At 43.8% G+C, this 20,063-nt stretch carries 15 protein-coding genes; 3 read left to right on the forward strand and 12 right to left on the reverse strand.

Annotation, left to right across the window (positions count from 1 at the left end):
* Positions 1-315 precede the first annotated feature (315 nt).
* A complete protein-coding gene (locus INT03_RS06170; RefSeq protein ID WP_045446365.1) occupies positions 316-1,074 on the forward strand; it encodes an IclR family transcriptional regulator in 759 nt (252 codons plus the stop codon).
* 80 nt (positions 1,075-1,154) lie between these two features.
* Here INT03_RS06170 and mmsB read toward each other — a convergent pair whose 3' ends face one another.
* The 8 genes from mmsB to INT03_RS06210 all read right to left on the reverse strand — a co-directional run bounded on the left by mmsB (position 1,155) and on the right by INT03_RS06210 (position 12,850).
* Positions 1,155-2,090 carry a 3-hydroxyisobutyrate dehydrogenase gene (mmsB, locus tag INT03_RS06175; RefSeq protein WP_193008199.1) on the reverse strand — a complete coding sequence of 312 codons (936 nt, stop codon included), beginning with the start codon at positions 2,088-2,090 and terminating at the stop codon, positions 1,155-1,157.
* Positions 2,091-2,213: 123 nt separating this feature from the next.
* Positions 2,214-3,443 (reverse strand): enoyl-CoA hydratase/isomerase family protein, encoded by a 1,230-nt coding sequence (locus INT03_RS06180; protein ID WP_193008201.1) that lies wholly within the window; start codon positions 3,441-3,443, stop codon positions 2,214-2,216.
* Between the two features lie 62 nt (positions 3,444-3,505).
* Positions 3,506-4,288 carry an enoyl-CoA hydratase gene (locus tag INT03_RS06185; protein WP_193008203.1) on the reverse strand — a complete coding sequence of 261 codons (783 nt, stop codon included), beginning with the start codon at positions 4,286-4,288 and terminating at the stop codon, positions 3,506-3,508.
* An 81-nt stretch (positions 4,289-4,369) separates the two neighbouring features.
* Entirely contained in the window at positions 4,370-5,530 is a 1,161-nt protein-coding gene (locus INT03_RS06190; RefSeq protein ID WP_193008204.1) for an acyl-CoA dehydrogenase family protein, read from the reverse strand.
* 63 nt (positions 5,531-5,593) lie between these two features.
* Positions 5,594-7,078: a CoA-acylating methylmalonate-semialdehyde dehydrogenase gene (locus INT03_RS06195; protein WP_193008206.1), complete on the reverse strand. Its 1,485-nt coding sequence runs from the start codon at positions 7,076-7,078 to the stop codon at positions 5,594-5,596.
* Between the two features lie 360 nt (positions 7,079-7,438).
* Positions 7,439-9,493: a propionate--CoA ligase gene (locus tag INT03_RS06200; RefSeq protein WP_193008211.1), complete on the reverse strand. Its 2,055-nt coding sequence runs from the start codon at positions 9,491-9,493 to the stop codon at positions 7,439-7,441.
* Positions 9,494-9,711: 218 nt separating this feature from the next.
* The gene (locus INT03_RS06205) at positions 9,712-11,382 is read right to left on the reverse strand and encodes a fatty acid--CoA ligase (RefSeq protein WP_193008212.1); all 1,671 of its coding nucleotides are present in this window, start codon (positions 11,380-11,382) and stop codon (positions 9,712-9,714) included.
* A gap of 268 nt (positions 11,383-11,650) precedes the next feature.
* Positions 11,651-12,850 carry an MFS transporter gene (locus INT03_RS06210; RefSeq protein ID WP_193008213.1) on the reverse strand — a complete coding sequence of 400 codons (1,200 nt, stop codon included), beginning with the start codon at positions 12,848-12,850 and terminating at the stop codon, positions 11,651-11,653.
* 412 nt (positions 12,851-13,262) lie between these two features.
* On the opposite strand from INT03_RS06210, the gene INT03_RS06215 reads away from it, so the two are divergent.
* Positions 13,263-14,252 carry a dienelactone hydrolase family protein gene (locus tag INT03_RS06215; protein ID WP_193008214.1) on the forward strand — a complete coding sequence of 330 codons (990 nt, stop codon included), beginning with the start codon at positions 13,263-13,265 and terminating at the stop codon, positions 14,250-14,252.
* Between the two features lie 121 nt (positions 14,253-14,373).
* On the opposite strand, the gene INT03_RS06220 is transcribed toward INT03_RS06215, so the two are convergent.
* Positions 14,374-15,165: an ankyrin repeat domain-containing protein gene (locus INT03_RS06220; RefSeq protein ID WP_226950170.1), complete on the reverse strand. Its 792-nt coding sequence runs from the start codon at positions 15,163-15,165 to the stop codon at positions 14,374-14,376.
* A gap of 301 nt (positions 15,166-15,466) precedes the next feature.
* Between INT03_RS06220 and INT03_RS06225 the strand changes: the two genes are divergently transcribed.
* Positions 15,467-16,213: a hypothetical protein gene (locus tag INT03_RS06225; RefSeq protein ID WP_193008216.1), complete on the forward strand. Its 747-nt coding sequence runs from the start codon at positions 15,467-15,469 to the stop codon at positions 16,211-16,213.
* 94 nt (positions 16,214-16,307) lie between these two features.
* Here INT03_RS06225 and INT03_RS06230 read toward each other — a convergent pair whose 3' ends face one another.
* The 3 genes from INT03_RS06230 to INT03_RS06240 form a co-directional block, all read right to left on the reverse strand.
* Positions 16,308-16,817: an Rrf2 family transcriptional regulator gene (locus INT03_RS06230; protein WP_193008218.1), complete on the reverse strand. Its 510-nt coding sequence runs from the start codon at positions 16,815-16,817 to the stop codon at positions 16,308-16,310.
* 284 nt (positions 16,818-17,101) lie between these two features.
* Positions 17,102-18,343, reverse strand: a complete 1,242-nt coding sequence (locus INT03_RS06235) for an NnrS family protein (protein ID WP_193008220.1) — start codon at positions 18,341-18,343, stop codon at positions 17,102-17,104.
* A 199-nt stretch (positions 18,344-18,542) separates the two neighbouring features.
* Entirely contained in the window at positions 18,543-19,946 is a 1,404-nt protein-coding gene (locus INT03_RS06240) for a DASH family cryptochrome (RefSeq protein ID WP_193008222.1), read from the reverse strand.
* Between the last annotated feature and the right edge of the window lie 117 nt (positions 19,947-20,063).

The following is a 20,063-nucleotide window of genomic DNA, read 5'->3' on the forward strand; positions in this document are numbered from 1 at the left end:
ATTCAACTCAATGACAGTTATATAGCTTATTACTACAGTTTGTTGTATTTTGTGAGTTGGTGTAGTAATTATTGCTTTTAGAAAACTTTTCAGAAAAAAGTATTGGTATCAGTTTTCAATATTGTATGACTGTGTGACGTTAGCATTAATACATTTAGTATTGGCATATAAAGTAACTAGATCTTGTCTAGGCTTGATATTATGCTAAATTAGAGGTTAGGGAAAATGTGTCGCAAGGCTGCGTATTTACTGTTATCTGTTAATGCCTTGTTGTATTTCCTACTGTATTCTTTTTATTCTTATTGAGCCACTCATATGCCTAAAGTATCGTCGATTACCCGTGTGTTAGAGATTATCGAGGCGGTGTCCTATGCCTCAAAACCGCTCTCGCCACTTGAGCTATCGCAAGAGCTTGATATTCCAAAGCCGACCATTCATCGATTGATTCAAAATCTGCTCGATGAAGGGTTTGTGACTGTGGATATTGGCGGCGGTATTATACCGGGCAAGCGGGTACGCAACTTGGGTGTTGAGCTGTGGCAGCAGCGATTGTTCTTTAATGAGCGACAAATGATTTTGCAAAAGCTGGTTGATGAGCTAAAAGAGACCTGCGGGATCGGTGTGCCTTATCAGATGAATATGATCTATACCAACCGTGCAAATACGACCTTGCCGATACAGATTTATTTGCCAGTGGGCGCAAAGTCGCCAATGTGGTGTACAGCGACTGGTAAGCTGTATTTGAGCCAGTTGCCGCGCACAAGCCGCGACAAAATTCTGCAAAACCTGTCGTTGGATAAGTTTACCAAAAATACGATTACCGATATCGATGCGCTAAACGCTGAGCTTGATCGTATCGCTGAAACAGGTATTGGTATCGATAATGAAGAGTTTATCTCTGAGATGGTGGCAATCGCCGTACCGATACGGGATAGAAAGTCGCGCTACCTTGCCTCGCTGTATCTTCATGCACCGACCATAAGAGTGTCTTTAGATGATCTCTTAACCCATGTCCCACGACTGCAAAAAGCAGCGAAAGATATTCAGTCTCTCGTCTATGACCTACCCAGCTAGGTGATGCAATATAAGTAAAAAAAAGGTCTGCATTAAGATAATAATGCAGACCTTTTTTTAGTTATGCTTTTTTTAATATCTTAAGTCAATACTGAGCTGTCATGTCGCGCCATAATGCTCGAAAAATCTTTGTCGCCATTCTCGACGGTATGCGCAGCATAAAGCTCAGTCGCTTTAGCGCCCATTGGCGTTTCTACATGAGTATCTTCAGCGGTCTGCATGGCAAGGTTAAGGTCTTTTTGCATTAGCTTACTCATAAAGCCGCCTTGATAGCCATTGCTAGAGGGGACATTTCCCATCACTTGCGGATAAGGATTATAGACTTCTAGCGTCCAGTTACGACCTGAACTTTGTAGCATGATATCAGATAGAACTTTTGGATCGAGACCATTTTTGACGCCCAGATTAATCGCTTCGGCCGTTCCTGCCATCAAAATTCCAAGCAGCATATTATTACAGATTTTTGCGACCTGTCCTGCGCCATGCTCGCCTGCATGGAAGATGTTTTTGCCCATCACAGCCAGTATCGGCTCAGCTTTGGCAAAGGCATCAGTGCTGCCACCAACAATAAAGGTTAACGTACCAGCGATAGCACCACCCGTACCACCAGAGACTGGAGCATCTAAGAAGTCTATGCCAAGCTTACTTGCCGCCTCTGCCACCAACCTTGCATCAGCCGCTGCAATAGTACTACTATCAATGACCAAGGTGTCTTTTGGTAAATTCGCCAGCAGACCACTATCTCCAAGATAGACAGAATGGACGTGCTTGCCAGCGGGCAACATGCTGATAACTACTTGGGCATGACGTGCAGCATCTTTAGGACTGTCTGCTACACTGGCACCTGCTTGCTGTAAGCGCTGAGTCGCATCCTCAGACAAATCATAAACCGAGAGCGGGTAACCTGCTTTTAACAAATTCTCTGCCATTGGTGCGCCCATATTACCAAGCCCAATAAAAGCAATATTTGGCTTAGTAGTATCGTTATCGGTAGCATTTAGATCCTTTGTATTCATCTCATCATTCCTTGATGGTTAGTATTAATCATGCGCGCAGGCGTTGCTACACATATAGCTGTAAACTATTTAATTGAGTGTAATTTTAATTTGATGTCTATATTGAATTGATAAATTTAACTTTTAACGCACAGACTGACTGCCTAAAGCCTCATCACCCAACCAATCGCCTAACGGATGCTCACCTTTAGCATAAGGATTCACAAAGTGCTGCTGTATGTACGCCTGCCCTTCGCTACTCAAGCAGTCTGCTAGTGAGCGTGACCACTGTGGATTACGGTCTTTATCAATTAATAGCGCACGTACGCCTTCTCTAAAGTCAGGATTAGCGGCACAATTTACGGCTACATTGGCTTCTAAATACAGAACTTGCTCTATCGATAAGTCAGTGACTTTATAATAAAGCGCATAAGTTAAAGCAGCGGTAACTGGGCAGCCATGGCGATAAGTATCTACTGCTCGCTGCGTCCAGCTATCATTTGCAAACTCTGTATCTATTTTTGCGAGTGCCGCATCACTTTGTAATAAAGCATCGATATCACCCAGTCCGCCGCTGTTCATCAACTGCTGAATAGATTGCCAATGGATTGCCAATTTACTAGCAGGCAACTCAGCAATTGGTTGCGCTGCAAGCACACGGCTAACGATACTATGAGCACTATTGTTATCGCATTTATCCGTACGACTAGCGGCAACCTGCCAATCACTCTGTTTTAAACTTTGTATGACGGCATCATAGTCACTACTGGCGACGGCATACTCTGCAAGATTGGCTAATAGCGCATCATTGCCATTACACATCGCGCCCGTCAACCCTAAGAACAAGCCCGTCTTAGCTGGCATACGCTGCAAAAACCAACTGCCAGAAGCATCAGGGAACAGCCCAATAGTCACTTCTGGCATGGCAAAGCGCGTGCGCTCTGTGACCAAGCGGTGACTACAACCTGCCATCAAGCCCATGCCGCCACCCATAATAATGCCGTCACCCCAGAGTATTAGTGGTTTGGAATAAAAGTGCATCTGCCGATAAAGACAATATTCATGACCAAAAAATTCTGTCGCATAAGGATTCGGTAGCGGTGCATCACTAGACATACTGTCATAAAGCTTGCGAATATCACCGCCAGCACAAAATGCCTTATCGCCTGCGCCTTTTAATAGTAATGCTACCACTTGCTCATCACCTTGCCACTGCTTTAGTTGTTGCGATAACAATTGACACATCTCAACGCTAAGGGCATTAAGAGATTTGGGCGTGTTTAACGTCATTATTCCAATCAGGTGACCACAATCTGTCGGCTCGGTGCTGAATAGTACCGGCGCGTCTGATGTGCCTTCTATAGCTACTGTCATAAAGGTGACCTACAAATATCAAAAGAAAAAAAATAGTATCATTAAGTTTGGTTATATAGCGTTTATTTATTTTGCCAAACGGGCTTACGCTTCTCTAAAAATGCTTGCACGCCTTCACGCTGATCTTTGGTATCAAATAATTTAACAAAGGCTTCACGCTCATGGATAAGGTTTTGCGCAGGTGGTGTGTCTCTTGCCGCTTGAATAAGTGTTTTGGAATAACTGACCGCAACTGGTGATTGTTTAGCGACTTTTTGTGCCAAGGCTTGTGCTGCTAATAAACCGTCACCTTTTGCAGTGACTTCTTCGACTAAGCCAATGCGTAGTGCAGTCTGGGCATCGACGCGCTCGCCGCACAATATCATACGCTTTGCCCAACCCTCGCCTACCAAAGCCGTTAGATTTTGCGTACCACCGGCACACGGCAACAATCCCACACCCGTCTCGGGTAGTGCCATCTGCGCATGTGCTTCTGCGATACGGATATCACAAGCGAGTGCGCACTCAAGACCACCACCCATCGCATAACCATTGATGACAGCGATGCTTACGCCGCGATAGGCTGACAGTGCCTCGAACGCTTCACCAAAGGCTATCGCCATACTGATCGCACGACCTTTATCACCATCTGCAAAATTATTTAAATCGGCACCTGCTGAAAAAAACTTTTCGCCATCGCCATGAACAATTAGTGCATATAACTCGTCGTTGGCATTGAGGTCAGTGACCAGTTGCTTAAGCGCCTGTAGACTGTCCATCGTCCACGTATGAGCAGGTGGGTTATTTAGGGTTAGCGTCGCAATATGACCATTAATTGATAGTTTTAAGTTGGTATAATCCGTCATGAAATATCCTTGTTATAATTTTTTATAAAACCGCTTTATTTATAAATTCGAATAAGCAAATTATCCATTTATATAAACTGATTAGCGTAACTGGCTCAACGCATCATCTTGTAAGAGCTGACGCGAGACAATCACGCGCATAATCTCATTGGTACCTTCTAAGATTTGATGGACACGCAAATCTCGCACATGGCGCTCAAGCGGATACTCATTGAGATAACCGTAACCACCATGCAGCTGTAAGGCTTCGTTGGCGACATCAAAACAAAGATCCGTCGATAAACGCTTTGCCATCGCACAATAAGTAGAGGCTTGAACATCGTTATTATCGACTTTGCTCGCCGCTAAATAGAGCATTTGCCTTGCGGTAATGGTTTGGGTCAGCATATCGGCAAGCTTAAATTGTACCGATTGTAAGCTGGCGATCGGGCTACCAAACTGGCTACGCTCTTGCACGTAATTGGTCGCTGTCTCAAGCGCCGCTTGCGCTGTCCCTACTGCACAGATGCCGATATTAATCCGGCCGCCATCTAAGCCTTTCATAGCAATACGAAAACCTTGACCTTCCTCGCCGATGAGGTTTTCTACTGGCACTTTGACATCTTTAAAGCTAATCGTCCGTGTCGGCTGTGCTTTCCAGCCCATTTTATGCTCGTTTTTGCCGTATTCAATACCAGCACTGTCTGCATCAACGACGAATGCTGAAATCCCCTTTGGACCTGCAGCGCCCGTACGTGCCATAACGACCAACACATCGGTTGAGCCTGCACCTGAAATAAAGGTTTTTTCACCGTTCAGCACATAATACTCGCCTTGCTTATCGGCTTTGGTACGCAGTGATGCGGCATCAGAACCGGCATTAGGCTCGGTCAAACAATAACTGCCCAGCCATTCGCCGCTGACCATATTTGGCAAATATTTTTTGCACAGCGCATCGCTACCAAATTCGCCAATCATCCAGCCTGCCATATTATGAATACTCATATAAGCCGCCACAGACGTATCGCCCCATGCCAGCTCCTCAAATACCATGGCAGAATCTAGACGCGGCAGACCCAAACCATCATAGTCAGGATTGGTATATAACCCTAAAAAGCCGAGCTCGCCTGATTTTTTAATCACATCGACTGGGAAATGCGAGGTGCGATCCCATTCAGCGGCATTAGGCTTTAGCTCTTTTTGGGCAAACTGTCTGGCAGTTTGGCGAAAGGCAATTTGGTCATCGGTCAATGAAAAATCCATGGGGTCATCCTTGTGCTGAATAGGGTGTATTAAAGCGTCAATGCAAATATAGGTGATTCAGCGTTAAATTGAAATAGTCGTATTGACGCCGCGACTTGCTTCATCATCAAACCAACGCGCCGTAACGGTCTTGGTTTGGGTATAAAATTGCACCGCTTGCTTACCATAAGGACCCAAATCACCAAGTTTACTAGCACGTGAGCCTGAGAATGAGAACATCGGTAGTGGCACAGGAATCGGCAAGTTAATCCCGATTTGACCGACTTGGATATCTTGCTGGAATTTATGCGCGGCAGCTCCTGACTGAGTAAAGATAGCCGTGCCGTTACCATGCGGATTGGCATTGAGCATCTCAATTGCTTCATCTAAGCTGTTGGCACGCATGATACACAGTACAGGTCCAAAAATTTCTTCTTTGTAAATTTGCATATCTGCAGTGACGTTATCAAAGATAGTTGGACCAACGAAGTTGCCCTGTTCATAACCTTCAACCGTAATGCCACGACCATCGAGTATCAAACTCGCCCCTTCTTCTACTCCAGTACCAATCAAATGCTCAACACGCGCTTTTGCCGCAGGAGAAATCAGGGGACCCAAATCTTTATCATGCTTACCAGCTGAGACGATTAAACCCTCAGCTTTGGCTTTGATATCATCAATCCACTCACCGGCAGCACCGACAAGGACAACCACAGATAACGCCATGCAGCGCTGACCAGCAGCACCAAATGCCGCGCCTGCTAGTTGATTCAGCGTTTGCTCTTTATTAGCATCCGGCAAGATAACGCCATGGTTTTTTGCGCCCATCATACACTGTGCGCGTTTACCTGATTGACTGGCACGCTCGTAAACGTGTTTGCCGACGTTGGTCGAACCCACAAAAGAAACTGCTTTGATATCAGGATGATCACAAATAGCATCGACAGTAGCTTTGCCGCCATGTACGACGTTTAGCACACCTTCAGGTACACCTGCTTCAACCGCAAGCTCAACCAGACGCATGGTGACCATCGGATCTTGTTCAGAAGGCTTTAGGATAAAAGTGTTGCCCGTAGCAATCGCCATTGGGAACATCCACAGTGGAATCATCGCTGGAAAGTTAAATGGCGTGATACCAGCACAAACACCAAGTGGCTGCCAAATACTGTAAGTATCAACGCCTGATGCAACGTTTTCAACGAAGTCACCTATTTGCAAATTGGCAATACCAGCAGCATGCTCAACCACTTCTAAACCACGGAATACATCGCCACGCGCATCAGCAATGGTTTTGCCCTGCTCTGCGGTCAGGATTTCTGCTAACTCATCCATATGATCGCGTATCAGTGCTTGATACCTTAAAAATATACGCGCACGTGTGGTGATTGGTGTTTTGCGCCACGTTTGAAACGCTGCTTTTGCTGCTGCAACGGCTTGATTTATTTCATCGTCAGTAGTTTGCGGAACTTTGGCAATAACTTCTTGCGTGGCAGGATCAGTGATATCAATCCATTCACTGGTATTAGAATCAACAAATTGACCATTGATGAGCTGCTTGACGTGGTGCATAAGATATCCTTATCTTGTTTGCGAGACTACCCTTTAGCGGTGTCTTAATATTCAAAAAGAGAGAAAAAATGATGAGCTTTTATTGATCAAACGTAATTTATAAAATGATTTATTTCGTATCGTTATTGACTATACCAATAAACCATTTTTAGGGTCAAGCGCTTTGTCAAAATTTTATCTGAGTTTATGTTAACGAGAAAAACTTTATGTAAGGTATATTTTCAGTTTGAGCGAAAGTGACTAAGTGATGATAAAAATGAGGAGGCGCCTTAAATTAAAAACAAAAAAGCCCATGATTGTGCATGAGCTTTTTTTCAATATTAACGTCAGATGGCTTTTTTCAATTAATACGCCATCGTATTAGTAGTCTTTCATGGACTGCTTAATCGCCTCAATCGCTGTTGGATTATCAAGCGTTGACATATCTCCTGTTTCGTTGCCTTCTGCTAAAGCACGAATGGCTCGACGTAAGATTTTGCCAGAGCGCGTTTTTGGTAGTGCTTGCGGGAAATAAATTGCCGCTGGCCTTGCGATACCGCCAAGGGATTTGACCACAGCACCGATGACCTGCTGCTCAATACGGAAACGATTTTCGGTAGTTGTGACTTGTTCATGATCTCTCAGCACACAAAAGGCTATCGGCAACTCTCCTTTCAATTCATCATGAATACCCACAACCGCACATTCTGCCATTTCTGGATGCGTGCTAATCGCTTCTTCAATTTCTTGCGTGCCAATACGATGACCGGCGACGTTAATCACATCGTCAGTGCGCCCTAAGATATAAAAATAACCCTCCTCATCAGTCACGGCATAATCCGAGGTTGAGTATTGCTTGCCATCAAACAGACCAAAATAACTGCTAATAAAGCGTTCGTCATTTCGCCATACCGTGGTCAGACAACCGGGCGGCAATGGTGCACGAATCGCGAGCAGTCCTTTTTCGCCAGCTTTACAAGGTTCGCCAGTTTCTTCATTAATGACATGCGCATCATAACCATACATGGGATAACCGGGTGAGCCTTGCTTGTGTGGCTTATGATTAAATTTAGGCGTGTTACTTAGAATGGGCCAGCCAGACTCTGTTTGCCAATAATGGTCTAAAATTGGCACACCTAAATGCTTAGTCAGCCAATTGGCTGTCGATTCATCCAGTGGTTCACCTGCCAAAAAGAAGGATTTTACGCTGGAGACATCATAGCGTGTCATCCATGTCTCATCTTGTTTTTTCAGCATACGGACACCCGTCGGTGCCGTGAATAAAATATTGACCTTGTTTGCTTCGACAATTCGCCACCAAATACCGGGGTTTGGGCGATGCGGCAGACCTTCATACATCACACTCGTCATGCCAGCCAGCAATGGTGCATAAATGGTGTAAGAATGCCCGACCGCCCAGCCGATATCTGATATCGCCCAAAATGTCTCGCCCGCCTTGCCATCGTAGATATAGTCCATCGACGTCGTTAGCGCAACCGCGTGACCACCGGTATCACGTTGCACGCCTTTTGGCGTACCCGTAGTGCCTGAAGTATACAGAAGATACGACGGCGTATTTGACTCAAGCCAAACTGGCTCGACAATCGCATTGGCTTCACAGCTGATACGGCGCTGAGTTGCATAATCAACATCAATATTTTTTGGCTCAAATGGTAAAATGCCACGATTGATGACCAATACATGTTCGGGCTTAACCGTTGCTTGCTCGACCCCTTGATTGACAAGATTTTTATAATTAATAACTTTACCACCGCGCAAACCTGCATCCACCGTGATGACCATTTTTGCTTCAGCATCATCCATACGAATGGCTAAGTTATGCGCCGCAAATCCACCAAATACCACAGAATGTACAGCACCGATACGAGCGCAAGCCAACATGGCATAAGCGGCTTCTAGAATCATCGGCATGTAAATGACAACGCGATCGCCCTTGCCAATACCATGACGCTGTAGCACATCAGCAAAATAATTGACTTCTTTATATAGGTCATTATAGGTCAGACGACGTTTGGTATAGTCCGTGTAAAGCTCGACGTTGTTACCCAAGTCTTTAAACGCATCGACGACTGCAGGAAAGGTTTCTATTAACTCTTGGTTAATCTCAGAGGATAACCAGATAAAAGCATCCTGTTCTGCGCGCTCTGCAAGATGGCGATCCACACAGTTATAGCAAAGATTGGTCTCGCCACCGACATACCACTGCGCAAATGGCAGATTGCTGTCATCAAGGATTTGTTCAGGCTCTTTATGCCAATAGATACGCTTTGCTTGCTCTGCCCAAAACTGCTCTTTATTTTCAATAGAAGAGTGATAAATTTCAGCAAAAGTTTGAGTGGTATTAGATAACGCTTGAGAAGTCTGAGCTTGGTCTGACGATTGGTTGGTCACTGAAGTGGCGGTTTGCTCGCTCATAATAGCTGTCCTTAGCGTAAATGATGGGTAATACGATGTAATATTGTCTAATAATGTCATAGTAAAGATTGGCTATCCCTGCCAGCTATCTCTAATAGAACAAAAAACCGATACACTACGTATCGATTTAGTAGGTATCGGTTTAAAATGTAGCAGAGCTAACAATAAAGGTCAACTATTAAGCCAGTTATCTGCTCAATAGTTAAGCCACTTTAAGCCTATACCTCAGTTTGATCAGCATACATCTCACGCATCACTTTTTTGTCATGTTTACCAACAGAAGTCTTTGGTAGCTCCGCGACGAACTTAAACTGACTTGGCACACCATATTTCGGAATAATACCCCGCTCTACGGCTTTCTCAGCAATGGCTTTGATATCATCAACGCTCGTGTCTTGAGCATTAGGTTTTAACACAATCAAGGCCAATGGACGCTCGCCCCACTGTTTGTCACGTACCCCAATCACAGATACGTCAGCGACCGCTGGATGTAACGACAAAATCGTCTCAATCTCTAATGACGATATCCACTCGCCGCCTGACTTAATGACATCTTTTAAGCGATCAGTAATTCTAATATAACCATCAGGACGTATATAAGCAATATCTTGGGTGTGCATATAGCCGTTTTCCCACAGCTCTTTGCCCGCATCGTCATTTTTTAGATAGCTTTGCGTTAGCCAAGGTGCGCGTAATACCAGCTCGCCCGTATTGTCTTGACCGGTACCAACCGACTCATTATTGGTACTCCATATTTGAGCATCCACCATCAGTACGGGCTTACCAGTCATACAACGGCGAGCGATATCTTCATCTTCACTCATTTTAGGCTCGTCGAGACTAAATTCTGTCAAGCTAATAAGGGGCGCTGTCTCTGACATACCATAACCGGTATATACTTCGATGCCTTGTGCCATGGCTGTTTTTGCCAAGCCTTCAGTCAATCGTGAGCCACCGATAATCATTTTTAAACCATTAAAGCTAGCACCGCGATCTTGCGCTTCTTTGAGCACCATTTGCAAAATCGTTGGGACACAATGGGTAATACTAACTTTTTCATTAATGATCAAGTCCATTAACACATCTGGTGCATAGCGTCCCGGATACACTTGCTTCAGACCAGCCATGGTCGCGGTAAATGGAAAGCCCCATGCATGCACGTGAAACATTGGCGTCATCGGCATATAGACATCACCATAACTGACGCCTTGCTTGTCGGGCAGCATACCTAGTGTCGCCGCTTCGGTGAGGGTATGCAATACTAACTGGCGGTGGCTAAAGAATACGCCTTTTGGATCGCCCGTCGTGCCTGAGGTATAAAACGTTGTGGCAATGGTATTTTCATCAAAATCTGGGAAGTCAAACTCACTATCGGCAGCTTGTAATAACGCTTCATACTCACCTACTACGCGGTTTTGATTACCACCGAAGACTCCTTCAGATGTCACACCATCATCATCTAGCCAAATAATGTGCTCAATACTAGAGTTTTCAAACTGATAGCTTTTGACCAATGGCGCAAACTCAGAATTAAGCAGCAGCACTTTTGGCTTAGCATGATTGATGGTATAAAGAATTTTTTCTGGCGATAGGCGGATATTAACGGTTTGTAAAATATACTCTGACATCGGTACAGCGAAATACGACTCCAGATAACGATGGCTGTCCCAATCCATCACCGCCACTATATCACCTGCATCTAGATTTAAACCTGCTAAGACATTGGCCAAGCGATTGATACGATTGAATAAATCTTTATAGGTAAGGCGTTTTTTATCAGCATAAACGATTTCTTGCTCTAGCGACACCGTTTTGGCACGGTTCAATAGTTGCTTAACTAATAAGGGATAATCGTAAGCAGAAGGGGCGCTGTGGTAAATATTTGACATAGATATGACGTCCTTGTTGGTCATGCGGATAAGTTATTATGCGGGTGAATCATGGATAATTGATGGCACGCAGTTCTAGTTATTTTAGCTTTTACTTATAAAAAATTGGCTGTTTAAAAATTGATAGCGGCTAACATTATTAATAGAATTATTAAGGTGTATTGAACAGGCTATATCGATAGTAAGAAAAAATAGGTGCTATGTAAAGCAACCTTACATAAACATCCTAAGCTGCAATAGCTTGATGAAAATTTCTCAAAAACAGCCATCAAGCCGCGCGTGATTTTGTTTTAATCATACCAAAACTGGCAACCAGTAATGCCAAAATCTGTACAAATAAGAGCAGCCATACTGTGAGCGACCACTGCCCGCGCGCATAAGCCATGCCGCATAACCACGCACCCATCGTACCGCCAGCATAATACCCCATGTAATATAAACCAGACGCCAATGAGCGCCCTTTTTTAACATTGACGGCGATATAACTGATGGTGGCAGCTTGGGTGATAAAGACACCTGAGGACATAATAGCAAGACCAATAATAATGCCCCATAACGGCGTCACTAGCGTTAACAGCACCCCAATCATAGAAACGAAAACAGCCACGCGTACTGTGCGCGCTGAACCAAAGCGACGTAGCAAAGTCGTCGACAATGGCGTGATGACAACACCTATCAAATAAACGGCAAAAATATTGGCAAGCGCACCCGTACTCAACTCATATGGCGTCTTAGCAAGATGTAGATTGATAAAGGTAAAACAACCCACGAGTGAGAATAAAACACACGCTCCTAGCAGACACGCCGTTACCACATAACGATTGGTTAAATGCTCACCGAGCGTCTGCATCGCGGAACGAAAATTCGGATTGGCCACAAACTGCTGTGACGATGGTAGCATCTTGCCGACCCACAGCGCACCGATAAGGGTCATCGCTGCCATCACATAATAGCCTTCACGCCAGCCGATAAGCTCGTGCAAATGCCCAAGTAAAAATCGCCCCATGAAGCCGCCAAGTACCGAGCCTGAGACATAGAACGACATCAGTTCTGTGACAGCGCGTCCCTCAAACTCTTCACCGATATAAGCAATCGTCACCACGGTAATGCCCGGTACAGACAACCCTTGCATAAACCGCCACATGCCCATCCAACCAATACTCGGACTTTGGGCAATTAAAGCAGTTGGTATCGCTAAAAATAATAACGCGCCAACGATAAAGGATTTACGCCCCACAGCGTCAGACAGCATGCCCAAGAATGGCGACATAATAGCAATCGCCATCACCGTTGCACCGACGATCATGCCCGCCTGCACCTCAGTTGCGGACATATCCACCATCAATACTGGCAAAATAGCCTGAATAGAATAGACCTGCAAAAAAGCAAACATCCCAATCAAACCAATGGTGAGCTTTAAGACCCACGATGTCGAATTATTGATTGGTGTAGATAGAGGTTCTGGCATATTATTTTGGGATTTACTGATGGTATTTTTCACAGGGATACAGGCTATGTTGGACGCGGATGATCTGGCGTGAGTAATAGAAATAGGACGATAATAGCTGAAATAATGACAAAAATAATGATGACAATAATGGCTGATGCTAGGGATAGGTGTCATGTATGATTTTAGCACACAAAATACCAGACTCTGGTTTCGGTGTGTTATCGGTATTGCTTTATTTATACTTAGGGTCTGTTGAACACTAAAAACTGCTGCTTTATATACTGGGTAGGTGACGTATATTTTTGACAGCAAGCAGATTACTGTCTACTATTATTTTGATCTATTATATATAAATGCGATTCACAAAAACTTATACCCACAAAATATAACCTGCGACAAAATCCAACTCACCTATAACAGACTCTCTATCATGCCCAAACACCCTTTTTATTCGCAATGGATTTCCGCTATAGGTGCACTGGTTTTTTCTATAAGTGCGTCGGCAGTTACGTTAGACGAAGTAGCCGCAACTAATAAGCTCACAATTCAAGAGCAATCATCCAAAATAGTATCAACCCCGATAGCGTCAGCGGTTGCAATAACATCGCCTGTATCAATACCAGCCGTGCCGTCAAACTGTATTCCTGACAGTGTCATTACAGCGGCTGAGCTGTCAGCTACGCGCGATAATGGTCCTTTTACGGTGGCAACTAAATCTGTTCCTCGGCAACTAGCCAATGGCTTCGGCGGCGGCACCATTTATTATCCAACCAACGCAGGCAGCTGTGGTCTGTTAGGCGGAATCGCGGTAGTACCCGGTTATGTGTCCTACGAAGCCTCTATTAAATGGTGGGGGCCACGTCTGGCATCTTGGGGATTTGTGGTGATTACTATCGATACCAACTCTATTTATGATGACCCCGATAGCCGTGCCACCCAATTAAGCGCCGCACTCGATCATATTCTTAGCGATAGTACGGTGGGTGCGCAAATAGATAGCACACGTTTAGGCGCTATCGGCTGGTCAATGGGCGGTGGTGGCGCGCTGCAGTTAGCGACCAAGCGCAGTGACGTTCGGGCCATTATTCCGCAAACGCCCTATAATGATAAAGACTACGGCAACATGGACACGCCTGCTTTATTTATTACCTGTCAAAATGACCGCATTGCCTCTAATAAAAAGTACAGCAGTCCATTTTATAATAATGCTGCTGGCGCAAAAATGAAGATTGAGATAAAAAATGGCAGCCACTTTTGTCCAAGCTATCGCTTTAATGAGATATTGCTGAGCAAACCAGGTATTGCTTGGATGCATCGCTATATTAATGGCGATACCCGCTTCGATCAGTTTTTATGTCGTAACGACAACTATGGCAACAATCCTCGTATATCCGCTTACGACTATAAAAACTGCTCGTAAACAAGGCACTCATGAGAAAAGCACTTATAAACGATCCGCTGGTCAACGTCTGACTTAGGAGCGCTTAGCATAAAAAAAGGCTACCGAAATGGCAGCCTTTTTTGTAAAGTCATTAACGCAATTATTCACAGCTCGCTTTGCCAGTGCGATGATTCACAGCACCATTGGCGGCTAATAGCTTTTGCATATCAACCAAATCTCGCGAACACGCATATGAATAGGCACCTTGATTATACGAGCCCATTTTTTTGTCTTTGGTCGTTGCCACTAGATTTGGATTAGCACCTTGCGCCAATAAATAGTTGACAGTTTCAAGGCGATTATTACTAGCTGCAACCATAATCAAGGTTTCACCATCACTTTCTACTGTCTGATCATTTAAGTCCACAGGCGATCTTTCATTCAATAACGTATGTACTTTTTTGACAATATTGGTATTTTTTCCCAGTACAGCAGATTTCATGACGTTATACACATCACCGTCATCTTTAGCATAGATATCAGCGCCTTTACTGACTAAGTAATCGACCATATCTTCATAGCCGATAAAGGCAGCCCAGCCTAACGCCGTTTGGTTAAGGCTACCTGTATCTTTAACTTCTAAGCCTTGACCATTGTTAACCATGTATTTGACCGTGGCTAGATCACCATGTTTTACGGCGTCAAACCAAGTAGCATCTACACCTGTAGAGGGTTTGTCATAAAACACACGCCAAGAAAGTTTGTTTTGATTGGCAAGATCAAAATTCTCAGTAGTGCTGAAACGAAAACCCACTTGTGGGACTGGTGCTGTTTGAGCAGCTTGGATAGTGTCCATTTTAGTGACGCTGTTATCATTGTTTAGGCTTGAGCAACCTGCTAATAACATCGTTGCCATAACCGCTGATGCGCTCATTTTTCCAAAAAATCTCATGACTCAACCTTCAAATATAAATTAAATAGCGAGAGGTATTATACAGATTCATTAAATAATAATCTATAAATTATAAGCTATGAATGACAATGACCCTCGGTTAATATAGGCTTATATCCGACTTTAACGTTATACACTGAACCTAACAATCAACATCTTTTTTATAACAGACTTTAGGTACATGACTCACCATAATAAGAGGTCATTTATAATAAGTTGTCATCTATTGATAAGAAATATTCATTATTAAAATTACTAAGACATCAAGAAACTCGAATAAAAACACTAAGGAATAATTTCAATGACCGATAAAATTCATGATTTAGGGGCAGGATTTTGGAATATACGCGGATCTTTTCGCATTGGCGGTGTTCTAAACATTGGCACTCAGTGCTCACTTATACAGTTAAACTCAGGAAAGTTTATATTTTTGGATAGCTATTCATTGACTGGTGACGTACGCGATGAGGTGATGGCATTAACCAATAATGGTCAAGATGTCGAAGCAGTACTGAACGTCCACCCATTCCATACGGTGCACTGTGCACAAATGGCAAAAGACTTCCCGCAGGCGACCTTTTATGGCAGTAGCCGCCACCATAAAAAAATACCTGAAGTAAAATGGGCCGATGACTTGGTTGAAAGCGATGCGGTCGCCAAGCGTTACCCTGAGCTTAAGTTCTCAATGTCACAAGGCATCCACTATATCTCACCCAATGAGATGATTCATGCAGGCTCACTATTAGCCTATCATCCTGCCAGTCAAAGCTTGCACGTCGATGACACCTTTATGAGTCCACCGATGAAGTTATTAGAGGCGATATTAGCTGAACTGATACTACATCCAACGACCAAAAAAGCGCTAAAAAATGAGCCCGATGCAGGCAAGCAATATTGCGATTGGGCAAGCACTTTGGCACATGAATGGCGCGATGTGCGTAATTTCTGCGCCGCACATTCCTATTTGGTGACATTTAATGACGGTGAGTTTGAAGTGGCGCTATTAAAAGCCATTGATAAAGCCCGTCCAAAATTAGAAAAAGCTTAATTGACCGTATAACCTCACATTAGAATCATAACAAAGGGAGTGACCAAGATGGTCGCTCCCTTTTTTGCAATGACGCCATCAACATCAAAAATCACTAACGAAACAATAAAGACGCTAGCTCATCTTGGTTATTGATAATATCTGCCAAGGTATAGCGCTCAAGGACGTTAATAAATGCCGTTAATGCTTCAAAAAAAACACTTTTTAGTTGGCATGCTGGGCTAATGACACAGCCTCTAGCGTTATTTGTCGTTTCATCAATAAGCGTAATAGGCAAACCAGTCTGTCGACCATCACTACTCTTATCATTAGCGGGTGTCGCAAAGCATTCGACCAAATCAAAGTCCGGCTCTATTTGTTTAATTAATATACCCAAATTGATGTCTTTTGGCGCACGAGCCAAACGTATACCACCATTTTTACCACGCACACTTTCTATATAACCAAGCTGACCCAACTGATGAATAATCTTGGTCAAATGACTTTTAGAAATGCCATAACTGTCAGCAATATCACTGATATTTGCGAGTAATGGCGGCTCTGGTTTCACCGCCAAGTAAATCAATGAGCGCAGTGCATAATCGCTATAATTGGTCAATCGCATTTATTTGCGCTCCTATTTTATATAAATCTCTCAAGTATGTATCAGCCTAAATTTTAGCAATGTAACTCTATAAGTTTGAAAATGAGGGTCTTGAAAAGTCAGTGTCTCAGACAAACGGTATTTCGGATAAACGGTATTTTAAACAAACAGTGTCTGGAAAACAAAGGTCTCAAAACCTTATAACATTTGCAAAATAATCTACTTAAAAATATCAATCCTAAAGCGATAAATTTTGATAAATCCCCTATTCTTTTGGCGATAACATTATAACTGCTCTACAGGCTCTAACCAAACAGACCGTCAGGTCTAGGACGTGCCAGCATCGGCAAATAACTGATGCAAAATAGCACGAAGCAAGCAATCCACGCCCCTTGGGCAATCATGATCCATAACAGATAGTGACTCATATCAGCAAGCGGCAACAGCACGCGACTGACAAATGCCAATACCATCAGACCATACATAATATTCACCGTCTTGGGCGGCTGATGAATGCTGCGTCCCGTATGGCCAAGCGATACTCGCGTCATCATCGCCACGGTCATCATACCAACGCCTGCAATGGCGAGCCCATGCATCGCAATACTATGAGTATAGCCCAACCATGGTTGCAGCGCATACAGCAGAAAACTCAAACACATGCCCAAAAATGCAACATATAATGACCAAAGCAATGGCTTTTGCCAGATACCGCGATGATACCAGCCTACCAAACGGACGATATTAACCACTGCTACGCCAAGCGCCGTAATAGTCAGCAGATACTGATTAGGATAAAACAAGTCACTGATAAAAAAGGCTAAGAAAAACAATAAACTCGCAATATCCTGTACTTTACTATTGCGCAACTTGATGACTTCCGTCGTTCCAACACTCAGACCACGTTCAATAAAGAATGGCACCACGCGGCGACCAATGGTCAGCACCAAACCGATAATTAAATAAAACCCTAGATAAATACCTATTTTAGTCATACTCATATCGGCATTGATAATACCCCAGTAGCAGATTCCATTGCCAATGGTCAATAATGCCAGTTTCGCTAAGATGCCCATTTGCTTATACTGCTTGACCTGTAATACCGCTCGACATATCACAAATGCCATCGAAGCGATAAACAATAAGTCAAATACTGCGGCGACATATAACAACGATATACTGCTACCCTCAACCGTCATACCAAGCCCAAAACCTGCCCAGCTCAAACGTGCCAACAGCCAACAGCCAAATATAGCCAGCAGCTTATAACCATGCGGCATCATTACCCCTGTCCACGTCTTCACTGCCGTGAGGAGAAATCCTGCAATGACCGCCAAGGCATAACCATAGACCATCTCATGACCGTGCCAGTACAACGGATTCAGTGCTTGTGCGTCAATATCTGTATGACCGGTAAATACAAAAGACCATAGCAGCATCGTTATCACGGCAAATAGCGCGGCAGCACTAAAAAATATTCGAAAGCTCAAATTCAGAATAGGATGCGGAGAGCTGGGCGGCTTGCTGGGTAAGTTGATCGATTGCATGGCAGTCTTCTTAGAAGCATGTGAATAGAGTTCAACTTAAAGATTCATTTTAAATGAATGTTATAAGTTATACAATAGTGATAATTTTATAACTCATTATAACGGTTTGCTATTAGCATAAAAAATAACCGCTGATAAGACTATTAAGCGGTTTAAAACGTGCTATTCAGCATTTATGGTCTAAAATCTATAAACCGCTTTAACTTACATGACGGCCTTGCCATTTATCAATGAACTCAGCATTGGGGTCGTATTGTTGGGTTTGCTTGCTAAGATTAAATTGCCGACATCCTCTTGGATCAGCGCCTACGCCCGCTAGATATTGCCAATTCCCCCAATTACTCGCGACATCATAATCGATAAGATGCTGCTCAAAATAGGTTGCACCGTAACGCCAGTCTAAACCCAGCTCATGAATAAAGCAGCTAGCAACGATTTGTCTGCCTCGATTGGACATATACCCTGTTTGCTTTAGCTGATTCATGCAGGCATTGACGATAGGATATGGCATGCTGCCATTCTGCCATTGCTGCAAACGCTGATCGTCAAAATGAGTAGCTGGTAATTGATGACCAATGCCCTTAAACAAAAATAGATTGCTACCATGTTCAATCGCATACCAATAAAAATACTCGCGCCACAGCAGCTCAAACCATATCCAATACGTTGACTCATTGGCGATAATCTCACGCTCATAATGACGTAAGCGATTCAACAGTATTTTCACAGACAAGCAACCTTTTGCCAGCCAAGGCGAGAATTTAGTAGAATGCGTCCAGTCATCCAATGCATTACGTGTGGTTTTATAAGTGCGCGGCGCAGCAGAATCAAAATAGTGAGTTAAATGAATCATTGCATTTGTTTCACCACCTTTAAAGCTAAGCGCTTGCTCATTAGATGCTTGTGTTTTAAAAAGGTATTTACTATGACCCATCAACGCATCAGGCATTGGCGGTAGCGACTTTGGCGTAGGAAAAACAGCCACCTCGTCGTCAGCATTCAATAAATCATGGCTTGCTTCAACCTTTTTGCGAAACTGGGTAAAGCTTTTGGGCAGGTCTTGTGTCGGTAAATCAGCAAATAGCATATGGGTTGATTGCCTGTGCCATATTATCTGCGGATATTTGCTCTGCAAGGCAGCATAGCCTTTATTTTGATTATAATCTACCGTGTGGCTGACACAGATATCGGTGACTTGTTGCTGCTCAATGAGCTGGCATAACTTAGTAAAGGTGTTTAAGGCAGACTCTACCTTATCTGGCGACAAATGACTCTTTGATAAATAGCTTGGCGACAGATACAGTAATCGATTACCAAGGCGCTGAAGCGATCGATCCAAATCTGCCAAACTCTCAGACAAGAACTGCTGACGAGCAGCGCCCATCTCATTAAAGTGGTAAGCTTGACGGCTCTCTCTCGATTGAATGCAATCAGCCAAAAAATCAGCATAGATGAGCATCAGGTTGCCTTGATTACTTTTAGCCAATGTCGCCGCTTTGACTAACGTTTCATTGTCCTCTATGCGCAAATCGTTATGAAATAAGACCAATACCGCTTTTTTGACTGACTTATTTGATGCGTTGTCTGATTGGTGATTTGACATACTCTCGATTCCCAAGTAGTTAAACGCGCTCACTTGAAGCTGAGTCTAAACTTTGACTTCCTCCCCGCCCTCAAAGGAAGGGGATTCCTACTAAAGACGGCCAAGCCCGACCGCAAG

This window comes from Psychrobacter sp. PG1 (assembly GCF_014897815.1).
Taxonomy (GTDB): domain Bacteria; phylum Pseudomonadota; class Gammaproteobacteria; order Pseudomonadales; family Moraxellaceae; genus Psychrobacter.

Coding starts and splice junctions, on each gene's coding strand:
- INT03_RS06230 (WP_193008218.1), bottom strand. CDS start 16,817: ATGCGATTGACCAATTATAGCGATTATGCACTGCGCTCATTGATTTAC.
- INT03_RS06210 (WP_193008213.1), bottom strand. CDS start 12,850: ATGCCAGAACCTCTATCTACACCAATCAATAATTCGACATCGTGGGTC.
- INT03_RS06215 (WP_193008214.1), top strand. CDS start 13,263: ATGCCCAAACACCCTTTTTATTCGCAATGGATTTCCGCTATAGGTGCA.
- INT03_RS06225 (WP_193008216.1), top strand. CDS start 15,467: ATGACCGATAAAATTCATGATTTAGGGGCAGGATTTTGGAATATACGC.
- mmsB (WP_193008199.1), bottom strand. CDS start 2,090: ATGAATACAAAGGATCTAAATGCTACCGATAACGATACTACTAAGCCA.
- INT03_RS06235 (WP_193008220.1), bottom strand. CDS start 18,343: ATGCAATCGATCAACTTACCCAGCAAGCCGCCCAGCTCTCCGCATCCT.
- INT03_RS06200 (WP_193008211.1), bottom strand. CDS start 9,493: ATGAGCGAGCAAACCGCCACTTCAGTGACCAACCAATCGTCAGACCAA.
- INT03_RS06180 (WP_193008201.1), bottom strand. CDS start 3,443: ATGACAGTAGCTATAGAAGGCACATCAGACGCGCCGGTACTATTCAGC.
- INT03_RS06185 (WP_193008203.1), bottom strand. CDS start 4,288: ATGACGGATTATACCAACTTAAAACTATCAATTAATGGTCATATTGCG.
- INT03_RS06170 (WP_045446365.1), top strand. CDS start 316: ATGCCTAAAGTATCGTCGATTACCCGTGTGTTAGAGATTATCGAGGCG.
- INT03_RS06190 (WP_193008204.1), bottom strand. CDS start 5,530: ATGGATTTTTCATTGACCGATGACCAAATTGCCTTTCGCCAAACTGCC.
- INT03_RS06195 (WP_193008206.1), bottom strand. CDS start 7,078: ATGCACCACGTCAAGCAGCTCATCAATGGTCAATTTGTTGATTCTAAT.
- INT03_RS06220 (WP_226950170.1), bottom strand. CDS start 15,165: ATGAGATTTTTTGGAAAAATGAGCGCATCAGCGGTTATGGCAACGATG.
- INT03_RS06240 (WP_193008222.1), bottom strand. CDS start 19,946: ATGTCAAATCACCAATCAGACAACGCATCAAATAAGTCAGTCAAAAAA.
- INT03_RS06205 (WP_193008212.1), bottom strand. CDS start 11,382: ATGTCAAATATTTACCACAGCGCCCCTTCTGCTTACGATTATCCCTTA.